Raw genomic sequence first — 19,310 nt, forward strand, 5'->3', positions numbered from 1 at the left:
AAATAACAATGCTTATAAAGACGCTGCTTATAAAAACGAAACTGTAACAGCGTAGGCAAGGAGATCATTATGTCTGCTTCTACAAGCGCCGCTACACGCCTGCTTGAACACAATTGTCGCGCGATTGAGGCAGGCACTAACCTGCTCAAAGCGCTGGCCAACGAAAAACGACTGCAAATACTTTGCCTACTTGCAGAGAAAGAGCTGTCAGTTACTCAAATAAACCAACAGCTCGCCTTAAGTCAGTCGGCACTATCACAGCATTTAGCCATTTTAAGGCGTGATGAACTCGTTGATACTCGGCGGGAGTCACAAACTATCTATTACTCGTTGAGCAGTGAAAGTGCCAAGGCAGTCATTAATACCTTGGCACATCATTACACAGTATAAATATCAGTTGGCGACATACTCAGCGACGCTGCCACCCAGCGGCGTCGATCAAGCCAAGCACCTTAAGTGTGGCACTTTCCACACCTGCCGATACCGCCAGCCCCAGCTTCCGTGTCATTGTTTTTTGAGGCTCAAGTTTGACGGCAAAGACCTGCGCCTCGACCATGCGCTCAACCAGATAGGCTTCACTGGTACCGACACTGTCTACAAGCAGGTTGGACAACGCTTCACTGCCGTACCAGATCTCTCCTGTCGCCAGCTTGTCGATATCCATCGCAGGCCGCCGTTCTGCTACATAACCTTTAAACAAACGGTGAGTATTTTCTAAATCCTCTAAAAACTTAGCCTTACCCTCTTCAGTATTTTCGCCAAGCACGGTTAACGTGCGCTTGTATTTGCCAGCAGTCAGGAGTTCAACGTCCACATCATGGCGTTTTAACAAGCGATGAATATTAGGCACTTGTGCCACCACACCGATGGAACCAATCACTGCAAAAGGCGCGGCTTTAATGTGTTGTGCGGTACAGGCCATTAAATAGCCCCCACTCGCAGCCACCTTATCAATACATACAGTTGTTGTTAGCCCTGCCGTACGCAGGCGGTCTAATTGTGCCGCCGCCAAGCCATAGGCATGAACAAGGCCACCGGCAGACTCAAGACGAACGACTACCTCATCGTTTTCGGTAGCCACATCGATAATAGCTGACACTTCTTGGGCAAAGCGCTCGGTTTGCGATGCCTTCAAATCACCATGAAAATCCAGCACCCAAACCCTTGCTTCCTGAGCTGCGTTCTGATCATGTTTGTGGGCTTTATGTCGCTTTTTGTCCTCGCTACGGAATGCTTTTAGCAGCTTTTTGCGACCACCAGGCAACGCAGCGGTCAGGCGTAAACGCCGCATGCGACGACGACGCTGGTCATTAAGCGGCTCAATATAAAGTTTCAAGTCGCTCTCTTTTTCTTGCTTCGTTCGCGCGAAAAGAAGCAAGCCAAGCCCTATCAGCGCCATTACAATGGTGGTCTGAACTAAAAACGTACCCATTTCCGCTATCCATTCATTCATTCACGTTCTCCATTGAGAAGGTTGATTCCTATAGGTTGAGCACTCGGCCTAAACGTTGCAGGGCATTACCACCGCGCTTGATTGAAACGCATGTATGAAATAATCTCGCTTGCCACTATGATGGTTTCTTGAGGCTATTATCGCTAGCCTCGGTCTAATTTACCTAATTGAGAGATACGTTATGTCTAACAACACCCTTGAGAAGCTGAAAGCACGTTTCAACCCAGAAGCGGCCGAGGGCATGAATGAAGTATTCCAGTTCCACTTCTCAGATGCGGGCAGCTACTACCTGAATATCCAGGATGGCACGCTAGATATTCAAGAAGGTGAGCATGATGATCCTTCCGTTAGCTTAAGCCTAACGACTGACACACTAAAAGGGATTATGAGTGGCGACATTAATGGCATGACGGCGTTTATGACAGGCAAACTTAAAGCAACCGGTAATGTCATGTTGGCCACTAAGCTGACTAGTCTCTTTCCCAGTGAGTAAAATCCATCGTTAGCGCGCACCGGGCACGCAGCGCCGCTTAGCGCCAGCGTGCCAAATGGGTTTCGATCAGCTCGCGGGATATCGAGTAAGGCGGTGGTAGAGATGGCAGTTGTCGAGGTGAAAACCACGCCGCATCACTAATCTCTACCCCATCGATGCGAATACGCCGAGTGGTTGCCTCGGCGAAATAGCCAAACATCAGCGAATGGGGGAATGGCCATGCCTGGCTCTGGTGGTAACGCAACTGGTCAATATGTACGCCCACTTCCTCGAACACTTCACGGTGCACGGCCTCTTCCGCCGACTCCCCCGGCTCGATAAAACCAGCCAGCGTGGAGTAACGTCCCGGTGGAAAGCGCGGGCTACGCGCCAACAGCATTGCCTCTCCACTGGTTACCAGCGTAATAATGCACGGCGAAATGCGCGGATAGTTGCGATGACCGCAGGCGTTACAATGCATAGCGAATTCTGCGGTAAGCTTGGTGGCTGGTGCGCCACAACGACCGCAGAAACGGTGATTCTCTAACCAGGCACCGACCTGCAGCGCCGTAGAGAGCAAACTAAACCAAGCGGTTGAAAGTTCACTCATCCACTGGCGGCCATCAATCCAACCACTTTCAGCCTGTGGCTCAACCAGCAGTGCGACCGGCTCATCATGCCAATAACACAACGGCTGCATCTGCTCGGTCCATGGCTGATAAGGCTGCAGCGGTGTTAGCTCTTCGCTGCCGTTCAACGGGGCGGGCGCCAACAAGCTTCGCGACAGGCGAATAACACGCCCCGCCTGCTCATGATGAGGAATTTCTCGCCTAAGCATCGCTTGCTGCACCTTCAAACCATTTCAACTGATGAGCTTCACACTTAGCCTTATGAGCCGCTTGCTCTTCGTCGGTTGGACGTACCACGCGCAACTGACCTGGCGTAAGCGCCAAACGTTGAATCGAGAGTCCTTCGGTGGAAGTATCGGCCTGTTCTTGCTCAGCCGCAGAGGCCGCATCCAAAGTCAGCGCTGTTTGCCCCCCCGTCATCGCCAAATAAACTTCAGCGAGAATTTCAGAGTCTAATAGAGCGCCGTGCAATACGCGGTGGCCGTTATCGATATCGTAACGTTTGCATAATGCGTCAAGGCTGTTGCGTTGACCGGGGTGCATAGCCCTGGCCATAGTGAGTGTATCTAATACAGCACAGTGGTCACGCACCGGCCCCAAAACGGGCGTTTTGCGCTGCTGATTGAGCATACCCAGCTCGTGGTCTATAAACCCCACATCGAACGGGGCGTTATGAATCACTAACTCAGCGCCTGCAATAAAAGCCCAAAACTCGTCGGCTATTTTTGCGAACACTGGCTCATTAGCGACTCTAGCATCATCAATCCCGTGAACAGCGACTACCTCTGCGTCGATATGGCGCTCAGGGTTGATGTACTGATGGTAGGTGCGGCCAGTGAAACGACGGTTAACCATCTCGATCGCGCCAATTTCAACCAGGCGATGGCCATCTTTCGGGTCGATACCCGTGGTTTCAGTATCTAAGATTACCTGGCGCATCATGCCCTCCTCTTTTGATGCTCATCGATAGCTTCGTTGGCCAGCAAGTCGGCGCGTTCGTTTCCTGGATGGCCGCTGTGCCCTTTCACCCAGTGCCACTCAATTTTATGGCGCTGGGTCTCTTCGTGCAGCGTTTTCCAGAGTTCAGCGTTTTTTACCGGTTGCTTGGCGGCGGTTTTCCAACCGCGTTTTAACCAGTTATGAATCCACTGAGTGATACCCTGGCGCACATACTGCGAATCGGTCCATAGCGCCACTTCACAAGGGGTATTAAGGGTACGCAACGCCATGATTGCAGCCATCAACTCCATGCGATTATTCGTGGTTTCTGCCTCATAGCCCTTCAGGGTTTTCTCGTGCTGACCGCTCGCCAACACCACACCCCACCCACCGGGGCCAGGATTACCCCGACAAGCCCCATCGGTATACACCGTTACACGGGGTAAAGGTCCGTCAGCCTCATTCGTCAATCTCTTGATCCTTTAGTTTATGAACCATTGTTTTATAAATCATTACTTTATAAACCATTGCTTTATGCATATTTGCTTTAAGAGTCTTCGCTTGATGTTTTTTCTGACTGCGGGTGAGTTAAAGGCGTTTGCGTTTGGCAGTGAGCCGATGAGCCTGAACGGGTAACACCCAACGAAGCAGGAGATGCGGGCACTTCTAAGCCAAACTTTAAACGTTGAACAGGCGCCTGTCGCTGCCGCCTATGGGCTTGGATCATATAACTTTCTCCTAGAGGCAGGTTATGCCTACGCCCCAATGACTCCCAATATTCACCACATTTAGCACTTGTCCGCCCACGAAAACAGCAATAGTCTACGCGTTCCACCTCAAAGTCGACAAACGCCAACCAGTCCCTCAAGCGGCTAACAGAGCGCCATGTGCCATTCCAGGGGAACTGCTGCTGACGTTGGCGCCACTGGCGTACAACCCCCCCTAAACCGATAGGGTTAAAACCAAACAGTACCAAAATGCCATTATCAGCGGTTACTCGTGCGGCCTCTTGAAGAGTGAAATGAGCATCGTTTAAATGCTCAAGCCAATGGTGAATAACCATCACATCCAAGCAATGATCCGGCAGCGCTAGCTGATCCGGCGGACATATTAAGGTGCTATCGGTGCAGGCTAACTGGCGCGTAGGTGACCAGCGTATGGGATGGGAAATTGCCGACATGGTCATTAATGCCGGTCCCATACTTATTTCCAAGCTATGTCCGCCCGCCCGGGCTTCCACCACGGGGCCTAAGCAGGCACGTTGTGTTTCCCATAGCGATCGCCCCGCCTCAGCTTGCCAATAAGGCTGGCTATTGGTTAAGCGCTTAGCGAGTATCGTGGCCGTCGTCGAATTTGACATGAACAGCGCTTCCCTCCACAGTAACGGCTTTTCAACGCTTTATTTTCACCGATTAAGCGTCAATATAAGCGCAATGTTTAGCGTGTTTACGCATTTTGCTCACGAGCTATTTGTTGTTTTCGTACCCTGTTTATTGAAATTTAAAGGATCTCGCCGATGATGAGCGTGACACCGATCCCTGCCCTTAGCGACAACTATATTTGGCTATTAAGACAAGATACCAGTCAAAGCGTTTGCGTGGTGGATCCCGGTGAAGCGGCCCCCGTAATCGAATTTCTTGAGCGTGAGTCGCTGACCCTGGAAAGCATTCTGATTACGCACCACCATCACGATCATACCGGTGGGTTAGCGGAATTAATCAAACGCTATTCCCCTTATGTCATCGGGCCCGCCAATCCAAAGATAGAAGGCATCGATGAAACAGTGGGTGATGGCGATGAGGTCCGTATTATGGGTCGCCTGTTTGACGTTATGGCGACACCTGGCCATACGCTGGACCATATTAGCTACTTTACTGCGGGAATTCCGGCGCTTCTGTTTTGTGGCGACACACTGTTTTGTGCGGGTTGCGGTCGATTATTTGAAGGCACGCCAGAACAAATGTTTACCGCGCTGAAAAAATTTGCGGAACTCCCTGAAGACACATTGGTCTTTGCAGCACATGAATATACTCAGGCAAACCTCGCGTTTGCCCGTGCTGCGGATCCAGAAAATGAAGACGTTAAACACGCCTTGCAGGAGTGTGAAAAGGCGCGGGCATTGGATCGCCCCACCTTACCCAGCACGATAGGACGCGAGCTGAAAATTAATCCCTACCTTCGCGTGGGCACAGATAGCGTGCGCCAGGCGGCAGGTACCCAAGGTGTTAATGATAATGATCTCGCTACGTTTACCACTCTACGCGAGTGGAAAAACCGTTTTTAAGAACGCTATCGAAACCAAACGAATGCAACTATGACCTATCGAACGATTCGCCAGCGCTTGATGCTGAGCGCTGGCAGCACCGTAATTATGGGCCTAATGTTAGCCGCTGCGGCAAGTTCTCAAGCCTCTGCCCCAGTCTATGAAACCACCGCAGGTGCGACCACAACGTCGTCTAACGCTGGCCAAACGGCGTCGCGAACCGATAAAACGCCTTATCCTACGCCTTTCCAAACCCATTTTTGGGAAGCTCTTGAGTTAGAACCTCAAGACGCCTGGACGACGCTGCGTACAAGCTTTCAGTGGCAAGAAAAAACATTGCCAGTGGAAGCTCAAGCGCGAGTTGACAAGTGGATTGAGCACTACCGTTCTAGCCCCGAGAACATTGCCACCATTACCGAACGCGCGACCCCGTGGCTTACCTGGATTACCCAGCAAGTAAGCGAGCGTGGCCTGCCTGGCGAAATCGTCTTAATTCCTTTTGTCGAAAGCTCTTTCGACCCAGGTGCGCGAAGCCACCGCGGCGCTGCCGGCTTATGGCAGTTTATGCCGGGCACAGGTGATGCATTGGGGCTGATACGCAATGGTAACTACGATGGCCGCCTTGATGTAGTGACCTCCACCGGCGCCGCGTTGGACTATTTGGAAATGCAGGCTGACCAGTGGTATGAAGGCGATCTCATGCTTTCCTTAGCCGCCTATAATGCAGGGGCTGGCACTGTCAATCGCGCACAACGTCAGGCCCAGGGCCAAGGGTTAAACGGTGATTACTGGGACCTCTCGCTACCCTATGAAACCATGCAGTACGTACCCAAGCTAAAAGCCATCGCGACAATCATCAATAACCCTGATCAGTACGGGGTTAACTTGCCCGAAATAAATATCGACCCGGCCTTTGCGAAAGTTCAGTTGGCCCAAGCGGTTAGCCTATCAGAAGCTTCACAGTTGCTGGATGTCAGCAAAACAGCGCTGGTTGAACTGAATCCTGGGTTGCTAAATGGTAGTATCGATCCGCGCAGTGCCCAGACACTGCTGGTACCTGAGCAAGTTGACACACAAGTGCTAGCGCAACTGTCACAAGGCAATCGCCAAACGCTTACGCAGAATAACAGCGCAGATACCCATCGCGTTGAAAGAGGAGATAGCCTCTCCGCCATTGCAGCTCGTTATAATATCGATCAGCAAGATCTAATACGCTGGAATGCGATTGACCGTCCTAGCGCAATACAGCCGGGGCAACTATTGACCCTTTCAGGGCGTTGAGAACTGCTGGCCCTTTCAGCCAATGAAGCAGTGTTTATACAATTTTTGTTCGTTAATTAGATGGCTTTGTTTACATGGGATGTCACCAATGTCGCGTGGTCTGTTTGTTGCGAAAGCGCTTCTACTCATTGGCAGCTTGCTAATATACGTACCCATACTGGCTGCAGAGGTAACAACTAACAGTGGTTTGCCAAACAGTACGTCCAGCAACAACGTGGTGGGTGATTTAAATACCGACGCTCACAACGTAGTGCCTGTTGAGACAGTTCACGGACTCTCTCTTTACGATACCCCAGAGCTACCTGAAGACTTCCCCTATTTCCCTCATGTAAACCCCCAAGCTCCCAAAGGCGGCTCCATTACCCATACCGCAGTGGGTGGCAGCTATGACTCAACTAACCCGTTTATTATTCGCGGCACGCCAGCCACCGGTATTTCGCAGATTTATGACACCTTAATGGCCAGTAATCCCAATGAGCCATTCAGCCTCTACGGGTTGCTTGCGGAGGGAGTGCGCCTAGACCCTGACCGGCAATGGATCGAGTTCGACTTGCGACCTGAAGCACGTTTTCAAGATGGTGAACCCGTCACCGCTTATGATGTGGTGTTTTCACTCGACCTTCTGCGCGAAGAAGGCAACCCTTTTTATGCCAGTTACTACGCTGGTGTCGATGAAGCTATTGCACTCAATGAACATCAAGTCCGCTTTACCTTTAACGACACAGAGTCACGGGAGCTGCCGTTAATTGTTACGCAATTGCCGATACTTCCGCGCCACTACTGGGAACCTCGTGAGTTCACCTCGCCCACGCTAGTGGCCCACCCGGGCTCCGGACCTTACCGGATCAGCGAAGTAGACCCAGGACGACGAATTGTTTATCAACGCGATGAGAATTATTGGGGGAAAAATTTACCGGTCAATGTAGGCCGCTACAATATTGATCGCGTTATTTATGATTACTATCGTGACCGCGATATTGCCTGGGAAGCGTTTAAAGCTGGCCTAACGGATTTTCGTACTGACGCCCGCGCCGCGACCTGGGCGATTGGCTATGATTTTCCCGCGTATGAAGAGGGCTTAGTGAAGCGCTTAACGGTACCCGATGTAAACCCTTCCATGATGCAGGCGTTTGTCTTCAACTTGCGTAAAGAGAAGTTCCAGGATCCACGAGTACGCGAAGCGTTAAGTCTTACCTTCGACTTCCCCTGGCTGAATACCAATATTTTTTACGATACTTACCAACGCACTGATAGCTTTTTTCAAAACTCAGAAATGGAAGCCACGGGGCTACCTTCAGAGGAAGAGTTGGCGCTGCTTGAGCCATTTAGAGATGAATTAGTTGCCTCCCACGGTTCTGATAGGCTGTTCACCGAGCCACTGCCCATTGACCAGCCCACCAACCTGCGCGAGCGGCTGCGCAAGGCGCTGGATCTTCTGCGCGAAGCGGGTTATCGCGTTGAGGACGGCATACTGGTTAATCAACAAACCGGCCAACCTCTAAGCCTAGAGGTACTGCTTTACGACTCGGGTCTTGAACGTGTAGTCCAGCCGATGCTACGCAACATGGCCCGGCTGGGGGTACAGACATCGCTGCGTATCGTTGATATCAACCAGTATTTAAACCGACAGCGAAATTATGACTATGACATAGTGATTAGTCATTTCCCTCAATCGAATAATCCAGGAAATGAGCAGCGCGACTTCTGGACCAGTGCCGCTGCCGAGGCGCCGCAAAGCCGTAATCGCATGTCACTCGCCCACCCAGCGGTTGATGCATTGGTCGAAGAGATCATCAGTGCCGGTGACCGCGAAGAACTGGATACTGCGACGCGCGCGCTGGATCGGGTGTTGCGCTGGGGATTTTATGTCATACCCCACTACCACTCTGGGGAAACGCGTATTGCTATCTGGGATAAATTTGGTTACCCCGAGCCCTTTCCAGAGTACGCCATGGATCTGGATGCATGGTGGGTCGATACCGAACGCGAAGCTGAGCTGCAGCGCCGTCTTCGACGCCGCTGAATCCGCTCTATTTCACTGGCTTAATCGCAACGGTTTATTCTCAACGGCTTAAACCACAAGAACTATGGAGTGCTCTGTGGCACGCTATACCCTACGCCGATTGCTGCTCATGATTCCTACCCTATTCGGGATCATGCTACTCAATTTCATTATTGTTCAGGCGGCGCCGGGTGGGCCGATTGATCAGATGCTGGCACGCTTTGAAGGCGCCGATGCCATGGCCAGCACCCGCTTGGATATGGGGGGCGCCGACGTTCAGGTCAGTGATGATTCGCGTGGAGCCCGAGGTGTCGACCCGCGCTTTATCGAACAGTTGGAACAGCAGTTTGGTTTTGACAAGCCTGCACACGAGCGCTTTATCGGCATGATGGCGGACTATCTCACCCTCGATTTCGGCACCAGTTTTTTTCGTGACCGCCCAGTAACTGAATTAATGATTGAGCGGTTGCCCGTTTCTATTTCGCTTGGCTTATGGACTACGCTTCTTGTCTATTTAATCTCGATCCCGTTAGGTATCAAGAAAGCGCTGCGCCACGGCTCTCGCTTTGATGTCTGGTCGTCGGGGTTAGTCATTGTTGGCTACGCCATTCCTGGCTTTTTGTTTGCGATTTTGCTGATCGTGCTATTTGCCGGGGGAACCTACTGGGATCTGTTCCCACTTCGCGGCTTAACGTCGCCTGACTTCGATCAGCTTTCGAGCTGGGGCAAGGTCAAGGACTACTTCTGGCATATCACGCTGCCGGTCATCGCTGCCGCGATTGGCAGCTTTGCAACACTCACCATGCTGACCAAAAACAGCTTTCTTGATGAGATACACAAGCAGTATGTCATTACCGCTCGCGCCAAAGGGGCTGACGAGCGGCGCGTGCTCTATGGTCATGTGTTCCGTAACGCCATGCTGATTATCATTGCTGGCCTGCCTGCCGCCATGATCGGTATTTTCTTTACCGGTGCGCTGTTAATAGAAGTTATCTTCTCCCTCGATGGGCTGGGTCTACTCGGCTTTGAGGCGGTCATGCAGCGGGATTATCCGGTGATATTCGGCACCCTCTTCCTGTATACCGTGATCGGCTTAATCCTTAAGCTTATTTCCGATTTGACCTATGTGTGGGTTGATCCACGTATCGACTTTTCGACCCGGGAGTCTTGATAATGGCCTCTCTTTCCTCCCGCTTATCGCCCATTACTCACCGCCGACTGGCAGCCTTTAAAGCCAACCGACGGGCTCGCGTCTCACTTTGGCTATTTGCCACGCTGTTTATCGTCAGCCTATTTGCCGAACTGATCGCCAACGATAAGCCCATCATCATGCAGTACGACGGCCAATGGTACATCCCGATGCTGGTGGATTACCCCGAAACTGAGTTCGATGGTTTTCTACCTACGCGTACCGATTATCTGGACCCATTTATTCAGCAACAGATCAAGGAACACGGCTGGGCACTCTGGCCTGCCATCCCATTTTCATACCAAACACTGGATATGAATATGACGCGCCCTTCGCCAGCGCCACCGGATAGCCGCCACTGGCTGGGCACCGATGACCAGGGACGGGATGTGTTAGCACGGGTGATTTATGGCTTTCGCCTCTCGGTCGCTTTTGCGCTAGTGCTCACTGCGGGATCGTTGATGATCGGTGTCGTGGTCGGCGGTATACAGGGTTACTTCGGCGGTAAGATTGATCTGATTGGCCAACGGATTACCGAAATCTGGTCGGGTCTGCCGGTACTGTTCCTGCTAATTATTTTAGCCAGCTTTGTTCAGCCAGGCTTTTGGTGGCTGCTAGGGATTATGCTGCTCTTCTCCTGGCTTGGCCTAGTCGATATCGTGCGCGCCGAATTCCTGCGCGCGCGCAACCTGGAGTACGTGCGTGCGGCCAAAGCGATGGGCTTACCCTCCCGCTTGATTATGTGGCGCCACGTGCTGCCCAACGCCATGGTCGCGACGCTGACGTTTATTCCGTTTCTGTTTACCGGCGCTATTGGCACCCTGACCGCGCTGGACTTCCTCGGCTTCGGCCTGCCTCCCGGCGCCCCCTCACTGGGTGAGCTTGCGGCACAAGGTAAAAACAATCTTCATGCCCCTTGGCTGGGCATCACGGCGTTTATGACCCTGGCGATCATGCTTTCGCTGTTAGTGTTCATTGGCGAAGGGCTGCGCGATGCCTTTGATCCCCGCCACGTGCAACAGCGCCAAGCAGACCCTGCCCAGGAGGCCCAGCATGCCTGAACCGCTCTTGCACATTGAAAACCTGAACGTCTCCTTTGATGGCACCCCAGTGGTGCACTCACTCTCACTCACCCTTAATGCAGGTGAAACCCTGGCGATTGTTGGTGAGTCGGGCTCGGGCAAATCAGTATCCGCGTTGGGCATGGTCAACCTGCTGCCCAGCAATGCTTCTATTCAAGGCGAACGCTGGCTGGGAGATACCAATCTGGCGAGCTTAACCCAGGCGCAGTGGAACGGGATACGCGGCAACCGGGTTGGGTTTATTTTTCAAGAACCAATGACCTCGCTCAACCCGCTCCATCGAGTTGGTAAGCAGATCGGTGAGGCATTGCGCTTACATCAGGGTTTGCGCGGCCAAGCCGCCCGTCAACGCAGCAAGGCCCTGCTTGAGCAGGTAAAACTGCCGCGTGCAGACGAGTTACTTAATGCCTGGCCCCATCAGCTATCGGGTGGGCAGCGCCAACGGGTGATGATTGCCATGGCGATTGCCAACAACCCGTCACTGCTTATTGCCGATGAACCCACCACCGCCCTGGACGTCACGGTACAGCAAGAGATTCTCGCCCTGCTGCGTGAACTACGCGATCACCATGGCATGGGTATGCTGTTTATCAGCCATGATTTAAACCTGGTACGTCGGCATGCCGATCGCATTTGTGTCATGTATCAGGGCCGAATTCAGGAAATCGGCCCAGTGGAGCAGGTCTTTCAGAACCCGCAAAGCGATTACACTAAAGCGCTGCTTGCCGCAGAACCGGAGGGCAGGCCTCAGGCGATCGAACAGGCGCCGCCGTTGTTAACGGCCCGCCAGTTGAGTGTGAGCTTCAAGCGCCCCAAGACCGGCTTGTTCAAGCGCCAACCACCCGCCTTTGTGGCGGTTCACCCCACCGATTTTCATATCGCACCTGGGGAAACGCTTGGTATTGTGGGTGAATCCGGGTCAGGTAAAACCACGCTGGCCTCGGCCGTTATGCGGCTGGTCAGCAGCCAAGGCGATATCACCCTGGGCAGTGACACGTTAAGCAACCTAAAAGGCGATGATTTGCGTCGCCAGCGACACCGTTTGCAGATGGTGTTTCAGGACCCCTACGGCGCCCTTTCACCGCGTATGCCGGTATTCGATATTGTCAGCGAGGGGCTGCGCTTTCATTATCCGCACCTAACGAATGACGAAGTCATCCAGCGGGTCAATCAAACGTTACACGAAGTCGGTTTACCCGCGAGCTGCGCTGCACGCTACCCGCATGAGTTTTCCGGCGGTCAGCGCCAGCGTATAGCCGTGGCCAGGGCGATCATCCTGGAGCCGGAGCTACTGGTACTTGATGAACCCACTTCAGCGTTAGACCGTACAGTGCAGAAGCAGCTTGTTACTCTGCTACGTGACCTTCAGGCCCGCAGGCAGTTGAGTTATCTGTTCATTAGCCATGACTTAGCCGTTATTCGCGCCATGGCACATCGCATTATGGTGCTCAAGGACGGCGAAGTGGTCGAACAAGGCGCTTGCCTGGATGTGCTTTCTGCGCCCAAACACGCTTATACCCAAGCGCTGATTTCCGCTGCGCACCTGACTCACTAGCCTGATTTACTAATTTTAGTAAGCCACGATACTTGCTATTGCTAATGATAAACCTAAGATAACGGTATAAATATTCGAAAAAAACAAAGCCGCTTACCCTTTTGGGAAGCGGCTAATAAAGACCTTAGGTTAGGACTCAGAAAAGTGCGATTTCGTCGGCAGTCAGCTCGCGCCACTCGCCGGGGGCCAGATTTTCATCCAGCGCTAACTCACCGATGGAGCTGCGGTGCAATGAGTTCACGTGATTACCTAAAGCGGCAAACATACGCTTCACTTGGTGGTAGCGCCCTTCGGTAATCGTCAGCTCAGCCTGAGTAGGCGACAGCAGCCGCAGCGTGGCAGACTGTGTCGGGGTCTCTTCCCCATCCAGCATCAGGCCATCGGCCACTTGGCCAATCGCCCACTCTGCCGCTGCGCCTTCCATCGGCTCTGCAAGCTCAGCGATATAGACCTTGGCACAGCGGTGGCGTGGTGACGTAACACGATGTGACCACTGTCCGTCATCGGTTAGCAGCAACAGTCCAGTAGTATCCACGTCTAAACGCCCTACCGGCTGTAGTCGATCGGCTTTCGGCAGGTCGATAAGATCAATCGCCCGCTGATAGAGCCCGCGGCGAGCGTTGCATTCAACATCAACAGGCTTATGCAGCATAATGTAGCGCAACCCTACCAACGCCAACCGTTCACCATTGAGAACGACCACATCGTTATCAGTATCGATTTGGGTCGCCGACTGCTTGATCGGCTCACCATTGAGAGTAACTTCGCCGTTTTTTAGCGCTCGCTTAGCGAGGCTGCGGGTTAACGGTGAGGTTTCACTTAGAAAGCGATCAAGGCGCATCATTAACCCACTCCTGGCAGCAGCTTAAAATGGTCGGCATCTTGCCAGGCAGGAAATTTTTCACGAAAAGCATCAAGGGCAGTTTTATCCAGCGTGCCCGTTTCTATAAACGGGGTATGGGCAGGTTGATCAATCAGCGGTTCGCCTTTGAAGTCGACCAATAAGGAGTCACCGCTATAGGCAAGTCCTTTGGCATCCTCTCCAACGCGGTTAACACCAATCACATAGCTTAGGTTTTCTACCGCGCGAGCTTGCAACAACGTGCGCCAAGGGTGGCGCCGCGGTGCTGGCCAATTGGCGATACATAGCAGCGCATCATACTCGAAATGCTCACCTTCTGCTGGCTGCTGACGCATCCACACTGGGAAACGCAAATCATAGCAAACACTCAGCAGCAGCTTAATGCCGTTAAGCTCAACAATTTTACGCTCGCTGCCCATGCCGTAGCGCTCGTGCTCACCGGCCATACGGAATAGATGACGCTTATCGTAGTGGGTTAACTCCCCCTCTGGTGTCGCCCAGACCAAGCGGTTGTAGAACTCTCCGTTTTCTTTAATCGCCACACTACCGGTCATCACGCAGTTACGCGCCTTCGCCTGGGCCAGTAACCATGCGACGCTTTGGCTCTCTGCCATCGGCTGAGCCATTTCACGGGAATTCATGGTAAAACCGGTGGCAAACATTTCTGGCAATACAATGAGATCCGTATCGCGGCTGTCCAACTCACCCAGCAACTGCTCAAGATGAGTGTGATTGGCCGCCGGATCCTCCCAGCGCAGATCGCACTGCACTAGAGTGCTTCTGAGTTGACTCATTTAACACCTCCATTTCGTCAGTCTCATGGCAACGTTTATGCTAGATTAGCATCTTTAAATAATGAGGCTGCTATGCTTCCTACTCCAACACGCGATCCTGAAGCAGTCAAAGGCGTTATGTTTGGACTAACCGCCTATACCATGTGGGGGTGTTTCCCGCTCTTTTTCGCATTGTTTGACGGCGTTCCCGCTTTTGAAATATTAATTCACCGTATTATCTGGGCGTGCCTTTTTTTGGTGGGTTTAATCACCCTGTTGCGCCGTTGGTCACCGGTTGTGGCGGCGCTGGGCGAGCCCAAGCGGCTTGGCCGGGTGTTGGCCTGTGCGCTATTAATTGCCTTTAACTGGGGACTCTATATTTATGCGGTGGAGTCTAAACAGGTATTACAGGCAAGTTTGGGTTACTTCTTAACCCCGCTGGTAAACGTTGCGCTCGGCGTGCTGGTTCTTCGTGAAGTGATAGCAAAGCCTCAATTGATAGCACTAGGTTTGGCCAGCATCGCCATTGCCACTCAGTTTGTAATGCTGGGCGAGCTGCCCTGGATTAGTTTATTGCTAGCACTTAGTTTCGGCAGCTATGGCCTATTTCGGAAGCAGGTGCCGTTAGACGGTTTATCAGGGCTGTTTGTGGAAACACTGCTCTTACTGCCTCTCGCTCTAATCGCCTTAACCTGGCTAAGCGGGAATAGCAGCTCACATTTTTTACAAAACGCATCAACCACTAGCCTGCTCATCGCCAGCGGCGCTTTGACGGCGTTACCTCTAATGGCATTTGCAGGCGCCGCCCGCCGGTTGCGTTTGGCGACCTTGGGCTTTTTGATGTACATCAATCCCAGTATTCAGTTTCTGATTGCTTTAACCGTATTCGGCGAGCCCCTGGGGGTTATCCAACTGGCAACCTTTATACTTATTTGGAGCGGGCTCGCGCTCTACTCTTGGTCAGCGTGGCAATCACGCCCGCGCTACACGACGGCTAGTTAATGCAAGAGGTGGTAATGCATTCGCATGAGTATCAGCAACTGCGGCTGATTTCAGTTTAGGCGCCGATGTAGTATCCCGTTCGGGTTGGTAACCAACACGGAAGCCACCCCAATGCTTACCCAATACATACACAGGCACAGAAAGATCGTGCATGATTTCGCCGGTATCGCGTTTGTAGGTTTGCAATAACAGCGGTTTTTCGTGAGCGCCACAGCGGCTGCCGGTTGGGTCATCGAAAATCCGTTTGCTACGGCAAAATTTCAAGTCATGCTCATACTCACCGATAGGCGCCCGGCTCACCGCCTTGTTATGCGTCGGCACATAGCCTTTACGGTCACAGGCAATGGCGTAGCTTAACCCCAGTTGTTTCAGCAACGGCTCCTGCAAACTAGGCAAGTGCTTGTCAGTGAAGGTATCGAACCCGGTTTTATAGAGCGGTGGCTGGGTACCTTGTATTTGCTCATAATGGGGCTGGAATAGCGTGGTTTCTGAAAGCTCACCGCTGGCAATGGCTTTTTCCAGCAACTTGCTCAACCTGTCTGCGGTTGACCGCGCGGCACGGAATACCTGCTGGTGACGTCCCTCCAAATGCTGCTGGGCAAGTTCGCCATCAACCCCTTCAGCGGCTTCCATCAGCGCCCGAGCCTGCTCGGCCAAATCATGCATATTACGGTTGCCTTCATCAACGTCATCTTCCAACTGGCTAAGACTGTCCGCCACTGTTTGGCTATGCTGACGGGTATTCTGCATGGCATCAGCGACGCGTGTTATTTCACTTTGTACTTGGTCAAACTCCTGAGTCATCGTACCCAGGCTGCTGCCTACCCGCTGCAACCCCTTGGAACGCTCGCTGATACGGGACATTAAATTTCCCATGGTAGCGGCCACCGACTGACCGCTCTCATGCATGTCCTTCACCAACTCATCAACGCTCTGCGTCGCAGTAGAGGTTTTTAGCGCCAGGTTGCGCACTTCACCTGCGACGACAGCAAATCCTCGGCCATGCTCACCCGCGCGCGCCGCTTCAATTGACGCATTGAGTGACAGCAAGTGGGTCTGCTCAGCGATGTCTTCGATCATTGAAGTGACACTACGTACGCGTTCAATTTTATCGTTCAGCGTGGTCAACATTTCCAGCGCTTGGTTTGAGCGCTCAGCCACATCGGTCATATCCTGGATGATATCGTCCAGTTCGGCATGATTATGATGACTGGCATCCCGTGCGCGCTCTGCGAGCGCTGCTACCTGGCTAGCACTGGCACTGACCTGCATAATCGCGGCATTAATGGCGGTCATACTCGATGCTGCCTCTCGGGCCATGGTTTCTTGATGGGTCAGGCGCTGATCCATCAGATCGGCATAGTGGGAGACTTCGGCAGAGGCAATCGCAGTGCTGCTGGCCCGATTCATTAATCGGTAGGCCATGGCACGTAATGAGCGGTAATCCCGCAGTGGCTTTATTCCGCGGTTACGCTGTTCTAACTGGCGTTGATCGGCGCGGTAGACGCCCACCAGCGCAGATCGTAAAAAAGCCCCCCCTGCTAATAAGGCAAAAATAAGCGCTAGGTAACCCCAAATACCACCTTGTGCGGTAAGCCCTATTGACAGCGCCATGAGTAGCACTGGTACTAACAATCGCAGTAAGCGCATGAGCAGTACTCTTTTATTAATGTTATTGAGTATCCAACACCCTACATAAGGAGTTTTAACTCTCCTTTGTGCCTAAGCTTACCGGGTTACGCTAATGAAAGAAGTAACACTTTGGGGGGAGAGAAAAAGCCTATAATCGTTTAGCTTTCGTTGGGTTGCTGAAGAACAAATGAATATAAGCACTGACACTAAATGAAATATCCCTTACCCTCTTTTATCTGCTACCTCCAAACTACCTGGTATTCATGCTTAAGCGCTATTTGCCAATCCTGACATGGCTCCCCCACTACCATAAGCGACTGCTGGGGGCCGATCTCTTGGCGGGGCTGATCGTCACCGTGATGGTCATCCCCCAATCGCTCGCCTATGCGCTGTTAGCCGGGCTACCGGCGGTGGTTGGCTTGTACGCCAGCATATTGCCACAACTGGTTTATACCCTGTTTGGTACCAGCAAAACGCTGGCGGTCGGGCCGGTGGCCATTATCGCGTTGATGACAGGTGCGGCATTGTCGTCGGTCGCAGCAACCGGGACGGAGACTTATTTACAGGCAGCGCTCATGCTTTCACTGCTTTCCGGCGGGATGTTAGTGGCAATGGGCTTGCTGAAGATGGGCTTTTTCAGCAACTTTTTAAGCCATCCGGTTATCTCTGGGTTCTTGACGGCTTCAGGTATTTTGATTGCGGCCAGTCAGCTGGGTAGTTTGCTCGGGGTCGAAAGTAGTGGCTTTACTTTAATTGAACGCCTTGTCACTTTGGTGCCTAACTTAGCCTCCTTCAATATCGCCACCTTATCGATCGGCGGTGGCACTCTGTTGTTTTTAATTGCACTGCGTCGCCATGGCAAAGCCACCCTAAACAAAGTGGGCTTTCCCTTGCCCCTGGCTGACTTGATTGCAAAAGCAGGCCCTGTCTTTGCGGTGGTCATTACGTCTCTGGTGACCTGGCACTGGCAACTGGCTGATAAGGGCGTCAATGTGGTGGGTCAGATACCTGGCGGTCTACCTGCGCTTAGCTTGCCCTGGGGAGACTATTCACTATGGCGATCACTATTGATCCCAGCGCTGCTGATTAGCTTGGTAGGCTTTGTAGAGTCGGTCTCCATGGGTCAAATGCTGGCCGCAAAAAGGCGTCAGCGCATCTCCCCCAATCAAGAGCTAGTTGGCTTAGGCGTCAGCAACTTGGCAGCCGGATTTTCAAGCGGCATGCCGGTAACTGGCGGTTTATCACGCACGGTCATCAACTACGACGCAGGGGCACAAACGCCAGCTGCCGGTGCCTTTGCGGCATTGGGAATCGCGTTGGTGACAATGTCTTTCACCGGTTGGCTCTACTATTTGCCTATCGCAACGCTGGCCGCGACGATTACTGTGTCGATTTTAACGCTCGTCGACATTCCCATGCTTCGCCAAACCTGGCGCTATTCACGTAGTGATTTTGCGGCCATGGCAGTGACGATTTTGCTTACACTGGTCGAAGGCGTAGAAGCAGGCATCCTCAGCGGTGTCACTCTCTCGATTGCACTGTTTTTATACCGCACCAGCCGTCCCCATAGCGCCTTGGTGGGACGCGTCCCTGGTACCGAGCACTTTAGAAACACTAACCGGCACGATGTCGAAACGGTCAGTACTGTGGCACTACTGCGGATCGATGAAAGCCTGTATTTTGCCAATGCCCGCTATTTAGAAGACACCGTTTATAACCTAGTCGCGAGCCACCCTGAGCTTGAGCACGTAGTGTTGATCTGCTCGGCGGTCAATCTGATCGATGCTTCAGCGTTAGAGAGCCTGGATGCCATCAATGCCCGTTTAAAGGACTCTGAAGTAAAGCTCCATTTGTCCGAAGTAAAAGGGCCAGTAATGGATCAGCTTAAAAAGAGCGATTTTTTGGATGCGCTAACCGGACGTGTTTTTCTCAGCACTTACGCCGCTTGGCGCGAATTTTCCTAGCGAGATAAATCAGCAAACTTTTGAAAAGCCAGGCGATTGCCTGGCTTTTTTGTGCCTATCGCTGACTAAAAATAGCAGGCACTAATAACAGCATTGACAGCTACCCAACGGCTTCTCTACTATCAACCGACCACTTAGCAAAACTGCGTACCGCACAGCAAAACACAAAGTAACAGAACGTAACTATCAACGTAATCACAACCACAATAAAG

Annotated in this window: 18 protein-coding genes; 10 read left to right on the forward strand and 8 right to left on the reverse strand. The window is 52.4% G+C overall.

Annotation, left to right across the window (positions count from 1 at the left end; translation table 11 throughout):
- The first annotated feature begins 69 nt into the window (after positions 1-69).
- Entirely contained in the window at positions 70-390 is a 321-nt protein-coding gene (locus ACUVOF_RS10430; RefSeq protein WP_447044287.1) for an ArsR/SmtB family transcription factor, read from the forward strand.
- Positions 391-409: 19 nt separating this feature from the next.
- On the opposite strand, the gene sohB is transcribed toward ACUVOF_RS10430, so the two are convergent.
- Positions 410-1,453 (reverse strand): protease SohB, encoded by a 1,044-nt coding sequence (sohB, locus tag ACUVOF_RS10435; RefSeq protein ID WP_447044288.1) that lies wholly within the window; start codon positions 1,451-1,453, stop codon positions 410-412.
- Positions 1,454-1,634: 181 nt separating this feature from the next.
- Between sohB and ACUVOF_RS10440 the strand changes: the two genes are divergently transcribed.
- On the forward strand, positions 1,635-1,946 hold the full coding sequence (locus ACUVOF_RS10440) for an SCP2 sterol-binding domain-containing protein (protein ID WP_113270663.1): 312 nt from the start codon (positions 1,635-1,637) through the stop codon (positions 1,944-1,946).
- Positions 1,947-1,983: 37 nt separating this feature from the next.
- On the opposite strand, the gene nudC is transcribed toward ACUVOF_RS10440, so the two are convergent.
- The 4 genes from nudC to ACUVOF_RS10460 all read right to left on the reverse strand — a co-directional run bounded on the left by nudC (position 1,984) and on the right by ACUVOF_RS10460 (position 4,853).
- Positions 1,984-2,763: an NAD(+) diphosphatase gene (nudC, locus tag ACUVOF_RS10445; RefSeq protein WP_447044289.1), complete on the reverse strand. Its 780-nt coding sequence runs from the start codon at positions 2,761-2,763 to the stop codon at positions 1,984-1,986.
- Positions 2,756-3,493 carry a DNA polymerase III subunit epsilon gene (dnaQ, locus tag ACUVOF_RS10450; protein WP_447044290.1) on the reverse strand — a complete coding sequence of 246 codons (738 nt, stop codon included), beginning with the start codon at positions 3,491-3,493 and terminating at the stop codon, positions 2,756-2,758. Before dnaQ ends, nudC begins: the two co-directional genes overlap by 8 nt.
- Positions 3,493-3,963, reverse strand: coding sequence for a ribonuclease HI (gene rnhA, locus ACUVOF_RS10455; protein WP_447044291.1), 471 nt, complete (start codon positions 3,961-3,963; stop codon positions 3,493-3,495). The genes dnaQ and rnhA overlap by 1 nt, the downstream gene beginning before the upstream one ends.
- Positions 3,964-4,040: 77 nt before the next feature.
- Positions 4,041-4,853: a class I SAM-dependent methyltransferase gene (locus ACUVOF_RS10460; RefSeq protein ID WP_447044292.1), complete on the reverse strand. Its 813-nt coding sequence runs from the start codon at positions 4,851-4,853 to the stop codon at positions 4,041-4,043.
- A 156-nt stretch (positions 4,854-5,009) separates the two neighbouring features.
- Between ACUVOF_RS10460 and gloB the strand changes: the two genes are divergently transcribed.
- The 6 genes from gloB (at position 5,010) to ACUVOF_RS10490 (ending at position 12,865) form a co-directional block, all read left to right on the forward strand.
- The gene (gene gloB, locus ACUVOF_RS10465; RefSeq protein WP_447044293.1) at positions 5,010-5,777 is read left to right on the forward strand and encodes a hydroxyacylglutathione hydrolase; all 768 of its coding nucleotides are present in this window, start codon (positions 5,010-5,012) and stop codon (positions 5,775-5,777) included.
- Between the two features lie 30 nt (positions 5,778-5,807).
- Positions 5,808-7,037: a transglycosylase SLT domain-containing protein gene (locus ACUVOF_RS10470; RefSeq protein WP_447044294.1), complete on the forward strand. Its 1,230-nt coding sequence runs from the start codon at positions 5,808-5,810 to the stop codon at positions 7,035-7,037.
- Between the two features lie 88 nt (positions 7,038-7,125).
- On the forward strand, positions 7,126-9,060 hold the full coding sequence (locus ACUVOF_RS10475; RefSeq protein ID WP_447044295.1) for an extracellular solute-binding protein: 1,935 nt from the start codon (positions 7,126-7,128) through the stop codon (positions 9,058-9,060).
- A gap of 76 nt (positions 9,061-9,136) precedes the next feature.
- Positions 9,137-10,210 carry a microcin C ABC transporter permease YejB gene (locus tag ACUVOF_RS10480; RefSeq protein ID WP_113270670.1) on the forward strand — a complete coding sequence of 358 codons (1,074 nt, stop codon included), beginning with the start codon at positions 9,137-9,139 and terminating at the stop codon, positions 10,208-10,210.
- A gap of 2 nt (positions 10,211-10,212) precedes the next feature.
- Positions 10,213-11,289: an ABC transporter permease gene (locus tag ACUVOF_RS10485; protein WP_447044296.1), complete on the forward strand. Its 1,077-nt coding sequence runs from the start codon at positions 10,213-10,215 to the stop codon at positions 11,287-11,289.
- Positions 11,282-12,865, forward strand: coding sequence for an ABC transporter ATP-binding protein (locus ACUVOF_RS10490; protein WP_447044297.1), 1,584 nt, complete (start codon positions 11,282-11,284; stop codon positions 12,863-12,865). Before ACUVOF_RS10485 ends, ACUVOF_RS10490 begins: the two co-directional genes overlap by 8 nt.
- A gap of 136 nt (positions 12,866-13,001) precedes the next feature.
- Here the strand turns inward: ACUVOF_RS10490 and ACUVOF_RS10495 are convergent, their stop codons facing one another.
- On the reverse strand, positions 13,002-13,706 hold the full coding sequence (locus ACUVOF_RS10495; RefSeq protein WP_447044355.1) for a pseudouridine synthase: 705 nt from the start codon (positions 13,704-13,706) through the stop codon (positions 13,002-13,004).
- A gap of 2 nt (positions 13,707-13,708) precedes the next feature.
- The gene (locus ACUVOF_RS10500) at positions 13,709-14,521 is read right to left on the reverse strand and encodes an amidohydrolase (protein ID WP_447044298.1); all 813 of its coding nucleotides are present in this window, start codon (positions 14,519-14,521) and stop codon (positions 13,709-13,711) included.
- Positions 14,522-14,593: 72 nt separating this feature from the next.
- Between ACUVOF_RS10500 and rarD the strand changes: the two genes are divergently transcribed.
- Positions 14,594-15,502, forward strand: coding sequence for an EamA family transporter RarD (gene rarD / locus ACUVOF_RS10505; RefSeq protein ID WP_447044299.1), 909 nt, complete (start codon positions 14,594-14,596; stop codon positions 15,500-15,502).
- Here the strand turns inward: rarD and ACUVOF_RS10510 are convergent.
- Entirely contained in the window at positions 15,473-17,152 is a 1,680-nt protein-coding gene (locus ACUVOF_RS10510; RefSeq protein ID WP_447044300.1) for a methyl-accepting chemotaxis protein, read from the reverse strand. The genes rarD and ACUVOF_RS10510 overlap by 30 nt on opposite strands.
- Positions 17,153-17,397: 245 nt before the next feature.
- Between ACUVOF_RS10510 and ACUVOF_RS10515 the strand changes: the two genes are divergently transcribed.
- Positions 17,398-19,098 (forward strand): SulP family inorganic anion transporter, encoded by a 1,701-nt coding sequence (locus ACUVOF_RS10515; protein WP_447044301.1) that lies wholly within the window; start codon positions 17,398-17,400, stop codon positions 19,096-19,098.
- Positions 19,099-19,310 lie beyond the last annotated feature (212 nt).

The sequence above is a fragment of the Vreelandella sp. H-I2 genome (assembly GCF_052959335.1).

What these genes read in the sequence shown, in the direction of transcription:
- dnaQ (WP_447044290.1), bottom strand. Translation starts at nt 3,493, where the DNA reads ATGCGCCAGGTAATCTTAGATACTGAAACCACGGGTATCGACCCGAAA.
- ACUVOF_RS10460 (WP_447044292.1), bottom strand. Translation starts at nt 4,853, where the DNA reads ATGTCAAATTCGACGACGGCCACGATACTCGCTAAGCGCTTAACCAAT.
- ACUVOF_RS10495 (WP_447044355.1), bottom strand. Translation starts at nt 13,706, where the DNA reads ATGCGCCTTGATCGCTTTCTAAGTGAAACCTCACCGTTAACCCGCAGC.
- ACUVOF_RS10510 (WP_447044300.1), bottom strand. Translation starts at nt 17,152, where the DNA reads ATGCGCTTACTGCGATTGTTAGTACCAGTGCTACTCATGGCGCTGTCA.
- ACUVOF_RS10475 (WP_447044295.1), top strand. Translation starts at nt 7,126, where the DNA reads ATGTCGCGTGGTCTGTTTGTTGCGAAAGCGCTTCTACTCATTGGCAGC.
- ACUVOF_RS10485 (WP_447044296.1), top strand. Translation starts at nt 10,213, where the DNA reads ATGGCCTCTCTTTCCTCCCGCTTATCGCCCATTACTCACCGCCGACTG.
- ACUVOF_RS10440 (WP_113270663.1), top strand. Translation starts at nt 1,635, where the DNA reads ATGTCTAACAACACCCTTGAGAAGCTGAAAGCACGTTTCAACCCAGAA.
- ACUVOF_RS10515 (WP_447044301.1), top strand. Translation starts at nt 17,398, where the DNA reads ATGCTTAAGCGCTATTTGCCAATCCTGACATGGCTCCCCCACTACCAT.
- ACUVOF_RS10470 (WP_447044294.1), top strand. Translation starts at nt 5,808, where the DNA reads ATGACCTATCGAACGATTCGCCAGCGCTTGATGCTGAGCGCTGGCAGC.
- gloB (WP_447044293.1), top strand. Translation starts at nt 5,010, where the DNA reads ATGATGAGCGTGACACCGATCCCTGCCCTTAGCGACAACTATATTTGG.
- ACUVOF_RS10500 (WP_447044298.1), bottom strand. Translation starts at nt 14,521, where the DNA reads ATGAGTCAACTCAGAAGCACTCTAGTGCAGTGCGATCTGCGCTGGGAG.
- rarD (WP_447044299.1), top strand. Translation starts at nt 14,594, where the DNA reads ATGCTTCCTACTCCAACACGCGATCCTGAAGCAGTCAAAGGCGTTATG.
- nudC (WP_447044289.1), bottom strand. Translation starts at nt 2,763, where the DNA reads ATGCTTAGGCGAGAAATTCCTCATCATGAGCAGGCGGGGCGTGTTATT.
- sohB (WP_447044288.1), bottom strand. Translation starts at nt 1,453, where the DNA reads ATGAATGAATGGATAGCGGAAATGGGTACGTTTTTAGTTCAGACCACC.
- ACUVOF_RS10430 (WP_447044287.1), top strand. Translation starts at nt 70, where the DNA reads ATGTCTGCTTCTACAAGCGCCGCTACACGCCTGCTTGAACACAATTGT.
- ACUVOF_RS10490 (WP_447044297.1), top strand. Translation starts at nt 11,282, where the DNA reads ATGCCTGAACCGCTCTTGCACATTGAAAACCTGAACGTCTCCTTTGAT.